Source organism: Microbacterium sp. HMWF026 (genome assembly GCF_003061325.1).
GTDB lineage: Bacteria > Actinomycetota > Actinomycetes > Actinomycetales > Microbacteriaceae > Microbacterium > Microbacterium testaceum_E.
Genome location: NZ_QAJB01000034.1, coordinates 1 through 5,320 on the forward strand (window position 1 = coordinate 1; position 5,320 = coordinate 5,320).

The window sequence follows — 5,320 nt, forward strand, 5'->3', positions numbered from 1 at the left end:
CCCGTTGACGGGCTCGGCGACCTCGGCGGCGGTCATGCGGGCGCCACCGTGGGGGCGGGGAGGATCTCGCGACCCTCGCGCTCGGTCACGGGCGCACCGCGACGATAGGCGGACACCCCGCGCAACCAGGTCTCGCGGACGACGCCGAGGAGCGTCTCGCCGTGCCACGGCGACACCGGATTGCGGTACTCGAGGCGGGCGGCATCCACGACGAAAGGCTCATCGGGGGCGAAGGCGACGAGGTGCGCCGGGGCGCCGGGCGCGATCACGCCCAGTCCGGCGAGTCCCGCGATGCGGGCGGGTCCGGTCGTCAGCAGCGGCAGCAGCGACTCGAAGGCGAGGCCCCGCTCGCGGGCCGTCGTGTGCACGGCCGACAACCCCGTCTGCAGGCCCGAGATACCGCCCCACGCGAGACCGAAGTCGGGGTGGCCCTTGAGCTCCACGGTCGCGGGCGAATGGTCGCTGACGATCGCGTCGATCGTGCCGTCGATCACCCCGGCCCACAGCTGGTCGCGGTTGTCGCCGCCGCGGATGGGCGGGCAGCACTTGAACGCTCCGGCACCGTCGGGCACCGCCTCGGCGTCGAGCGTGAGGTAGTGCGGGCAGGTCTCGACCGTGAGACGGACGCCCTCGGCCTTCGCCGCGCGGACGGCGGCGAGCGCCCCTCCGTCGGAGACGTGCACGATGTGCGCCCGCGCCCCGGTGCGCCGCGCGGCGGCGATGACGCGTTCGATCGCGGCGCGCTCGCTCATCGGGGGCCGGCTGCGCTCGAAGTCGCGGTAGTGCGGACCCAGTGCGCCGTCGGCGTGCAGGTGCGCGGGGTCTTCGGCGTGCACGATCAGCAGCCCGTCGAACACGGCCAGCTCGGCGAGGCAGCGCTCGAGCTGGTCGGCGTCGAGGTGGCCGAACTCGTCGATCCCGCTCGGCGAGAGGAAGCACTTGAAGCCCACGACACCCGCGTCGGCCAGGGCGCGCAGCGAGCCGAGGTTATCGGGCACGGCTCCTCCCCAGTAGGCCACGTCGACGGCGAGCTTTCCACGGGCGGCGGCGCGCTTGGCATCCAGCGCCTCCACCGAGGTGGTCACGGGGAGGCTGTTCAGCGGCATGTCGACGACCGTCGTGACGCCGCCCGCGGCCGCCGCGGCGGTACCCGTGGCGAAGCCCTCCCACTCGGTGCGCCCGGGCTCGTCGAGGTGCACGTGCGAGTCGACCAGACCCGGCAGCAGCACGGCGTCGGAGGGCAGGACGGTGTCGGCCGACGCGTCGAAGGCGTCGATCCGGGCGATGACGCCGTCGTCGATCACGACGGTGGCGGGGGCGAACGCGCCGTCGAGGTAGACGCGTCGGGCGGCGATCCGGGTGGTCATGCCGCTCACGTTAGGCACCCCGCGTTTCGCGAATGTAACCGTCATCAACATTCACGCGAACACCTCGACGGGCCGGCGCACGGGCGGGCTCGCGTACTCGTCGCGCTTGCTCGTACCGAGGCCCATGCGGACCATCCCGGATGCCATCCCCACCGCCGCGGCCACGCCGTCGACCACCGGGACCCCGACGCGCACCGTCAGCTCGGCGCACAGGTCGGCCATGCCCGCGCAGCCGAGCACGATGACGTCGGCCCCGCCCGCGGCAGCCTCGGCACTCAGCCCCGCGATGGTGGCGACGGCGGAGGACGCGGTGTCCTCGAGGTCGAGGACGGGGATGCCGGTCGCCGCGAGCGAGACGCACGCCCGCTCCATGCCGTAGCGCGAGACCAGATCACGGGCGCGACCCAGCGTGCGGCTGAGGGTCGTGACGACGCCGAAGTGCCGCCCCGACACCGCGGCCAGGTGCATCGCGGCCTCGGCGATGCCGATCACCGGAGCGTCGACCAGCTCGCGCGCCGCGTCGAGCCCCGGGTCGCCGAAGCAGGCGACGACGTACGCGTCGGCCGGAGACGGGCCGTCGCGATCGGCGGCGACGAGCTCGACCACGGCCGCGGCGGCGGCGATCTCGTCGACGTGGCTCTCGATCGCCGCGGCGCCGGTCGCGGGGCAGACCGCGTCGATCTCGACGCCGGGCCCCGCCACCCCCCGGGCGGCGTCCGCGATCTTCGCGGTCATCGCCCGGGAGGTGTTGGGGTTGATGAGCAGGATCCTCACGCGAGTGCCTCGCGCGGGCCGTCGGCGCCCCGGCGGGACGTCTGCGTCGTGCCGCGCTCCGGAGTCGCGGGGTCCTTCGCCGCGTCCGCGGCCACTGTGGCCGTGATGGGCGCCGCGGCTCCGGAGCCCGGCACGGCTCGGGCCGCGTGCGCGACCGTCTGCGCCTGCACGGGCACCTCGGCCGAGACGGCCGGGGGTTCCGAGGCCGTCGTCGCCGCCGCGCCGTCGACCGTGCCGTCCGAGATGCCCTCGGTCTGGCCCTCGAACGTCGGGATGCGCGGGTCGAGCCGCTCGAAGAACAGGAAGAGTCCCAGACCCAGCGCGCAGCCGATGAACCAGCTGTAGTCGCTCACGGCCGACACGTCGAACAGGCCCAGGTCGGCGAACAGCTTCGGGAAGATCGCGACGGCGACCGTGGGGACACCCGCGGCGATGACGGCCTTGACGGCGTTCGGGTTGAAGCCGTTGCGGTACCAGTAGGGGCCCGCGGCATCCATCGTGAACATCGCATCGACGTTCACGCGCTGGCGTGCGGCGAAGTAGTAGCCCGCGATCAGGATGCCGAAGAGCGGGCCGATCAGCGCACCCAGCACGCCGAGGGAGTAGTGGATCGCGTCGGCGTTGGAGTACCAGTTCCACGGCATGAGGAACGTCGAGCCGACCGCGGCGATCATGCCGCCCGCGCGCCACGAGATCTTCTTGGGCGCGACGTTCGAGAAGTCGAACGCCGGCGAGATGAAGTTGGCGACGATGTTGATGCCGACCGTGGCGGTGACGAAGGTGAGTCCGCCCAGCAGGATCGCGAACGGGGTGTCGATGCGCTCGACGGTGGCGATCGGGTCGGTCAGCAGTTCGCCGAACACCGGGACCGTCGCGGATGCCGTGATGACGGTGAGCAGCGAGAAGAACAGGAAGTTGATGGGCAGGCCCCAGAAGTTGCCCTTCTTCACCGCCGCGAAGCTCTTGCCGTAGCGGGCGAAGTCGCCGAAGTTGAGCATCGGGCCCGAGAAGTACGACACCACCAGCGCGATGGCCGCGAACATCACGGGGATCGACGCCCAGAAGTCGAGCTGCGTGGTCGACAGGGTGAACGAGATGTTCTCGATGCCCGCCTGCGAGACGAGGTACACCGCGAGCACGATCATCACGAGGTAGACCGCGGGGCCCGCCCAGTCGATGAAGCGGCGGATGACCTCCATGCCGTTCCAGAACAGCAGGAACTGCGCGGTCCACAGGATCGCGTACGAGATCCACCCGAGGGCCGACAGCCCCGCGAACGACACGTCGAGCAGGGCGGCGGAACCGGGCACGAACTTGAGGAACACGATGTTCAGCGACTCGGCCGCGAGGAAGGTCTGCACGCCGTACCAGGCGATCGCGATGAGGCCGCGGATGATCGCGGGGATGTTCGCGCCCCGGATGCCGAAGACCACGCGGTTGATGACGGGGTAGGGCACCCCCGTCTTCTGGCTGGGCTTGGCGACGAGGTTGGCGAAGACCTGGACGATGACGATGCCCGCGATCAGGGCGACGAGCACCTGCCAGGACTGCAGGCCGAGGGCGAACAGCGAGCCGGCGGTGACGTAGCCGCCGACGGAGTGCACGTCGCTCATCCAGAACGCGAAGATGTTGTAGCTCGACCACTTCTGCTTGCGCAGCGGAGCGAGGTCCTCATTGGCGAGGCGCTCGTCGTAGTGGGGCTTCATGTTGCCGCCCCCGTGGGGGTGGCCGGCCGCCTCGACGAGGTCGTGGGGGCCGGTGAGGGGTGTGGAAGTCATGTCATTCCTCTCAGGACGATGGATGCCACGACGTGGAGTCCGCGGCCGGAGTGGAGCTCTGATGTGAAGTTATGGGTTCACACGACCCCGGCGATTTCGCCCATGTAACGAGCGTGTGAAGTCGCACCTTCACGCCGTCGCGCTCCCTAGACTCGGGACATGTCGCAGTCGCCCGTCGCCGAAGCCGCCGCCGCCGCCGAGCCCGACGCGGGTGCGGACACCGGGGTCGGCACGCGCATCCGCGAGCTGCGGCAGGCGCAGGGCATGTCCGCCCGGGCGCTCGCGAAAGTCCTCGGCATCTCCCCCAGCGCCGTGTCGCAGATCGAGCGCGGGGTGATGCAGCCGAGCGTCTCGCGGCTCATCGCCATCACCGACGCGCTCGGCGTCCCCCTGGTCGCGGCCTTCGACCCGGCATCCGATCGCCCCGTCGAACCCGCGGGACCGTCCGGATTCACCCTGCAGCGCGCCGGGCAGTCGCCCGACATCGTGCTCGACAGCGGGGTGTCGTTCCGTCGGCTCACGCCCGGGACCTCGCCCGGCGTCGACTACTTCGAATCGGTCTACCCTCCCGGCGCGTCGGCGCACGGCGCCGACGAGCTGTTCCATCACGAGGGCTACGAGGTCGGCACCCTGGTCGCGGGTGAACTGACCATCGACTTCGAGGCGGAGCGGGTGATCCTGCGGGCGGGGGATGCCATCAGCTACCCCTGCTCGGTCCCCCACCGTCTGCACAACACCGGCGCGGTCGACGCGGTCGCGCACTGGCTGATCGTGCACGCCTGACGCCGCGGGCGGAGCCGGTCACGAGAACAGGCCGCAGCGCCGGCAACAGGAGAGAAACGGGCGCATCGGCCTGTTCTCGTGGCATCCCCTGTTCTCGTGACGCCGCACCCGCGCGGCCGCGGATGTTGGCCACAGCAACATCGCCGACACATCAGGCCACGGGGGCGTAACGCGCGCCGCCTAGCCTGGCGGGCATGCTCCTCACCGACTTCCACGCCGCCGACGACGCCGAAGCGGTCGCCACGGTGCGCGTCTGGGCCGACGTCCCGGGGTGGGTGGACGCCGTCGTCGCCGGCCGCCCCTACGCGAGCGTCGACGCCCTCGCCGCCTATGCCGGCGACCTCGCCTCGGCCTGGTCGCCCGCCGACCTCGAGGCCGCGCTGCACGCCCACCCCCGGATCGGCGCCACGGTGTCGGGCGAGGGCGCCGAGGCCGCGGCATCCCGGCGCGAACAGGGTTCCATGGCATCCGCCGCCGACGACGACATCGCCGCGATCGCCGCGGGCAACGCCGCCTACGAGCAGCGGTTCGGCCGGGTCTTCCTCATCCGTGCGGCGGGCCGCACCCCCGGCGAGATGCGCGCCGAGCTCGAGCGCCGCCTCGCCAACGACCCGGATG

The 5,320-nt window shown here is 71.7% G+C and carries 5 protein-coding genes; 2 read left to right on the top strand and 3 right to left on the bottom strand.

Annotated elements, in window-relative coordinates; all coding sequences use genetic code 11:
- Nucleotides 1-32: 32 nt before the first annotated feature.
- The 3 genes from allB to DBR36_RS01465 are packed head-to-tail and all read right to left on the bottom strand — an operon-like array spanning nucleotide 33 to nucleotide 3,919.
- Nucleotides 33-1,367, bottom strand: coding sequence for an allantoinase AllB (gene allB / locus DBR36_RS01455; protein ID WP_108317249.1), 1,335 nt, complete (start codon nucleotides 1,365-1,367; stop codon nucleotides 33-35).
- 51 nt (nucleotides 1,368-1,418) lie between these two features.
- Entirely contained in the window at nucleotides 1,419-2,141 is a 723-nt protein-coding gene (locus DBR36_RS01460; protein WP_108317250.1) for an aspartate/glutamate racemase family protein, read from the bottom strand.
- Nucleotides 2,138-3,919 carry an NCS1 family nucleobase:cation symporter-1 gene (locus DBR36_RS01465; protein ID WP_108317251.1) on the bottom strand — a complete coding sequence of 594 codons (1,782 nt, stop codon included), beginning with the start codon at nucleotides 3,917-3,919 and terminating at the stop codon, nucleotides 2,138-2,140. Before DBR36_RS01465 ends, DBR36_RS01460 begins: the two co-directional genes overlap by 4 nt.
- A gap of 159 nt (nucleotides 3,920-4,078) precedes the next feature.
- On the opposite strand from DBR36_RS01465, the gene DBR36_RS01470 reads away from it, so the two are divergent.
- Nucleotides 4,079-4,702 carry a helix-turn-helix domain-containing protein gene (locus DBR36_RS01470; protein WP_108317252.1) on the top strand — a complete coding sequence of 208 codons (624 nt, stop codon included), beginning with the start codon at nucleotides 4,079-4,081 and terminating at the stop codon, nucleotides 4,700-4,702.
- 194 nt (nucleotides 4,703-4,896) lie between these two features.
- Nucleotides 4,897-5,320, top strand: a 424-nt coding sequence (locus tag DBR36_RS01475) for a 2-oxo-4-hydroxy-4-carboxy-5-ureidoimidazoline decarboxylase (RefSeq protein ID WP_108317253.1), incomplete at its 3' end; no start/stop codon positions are given.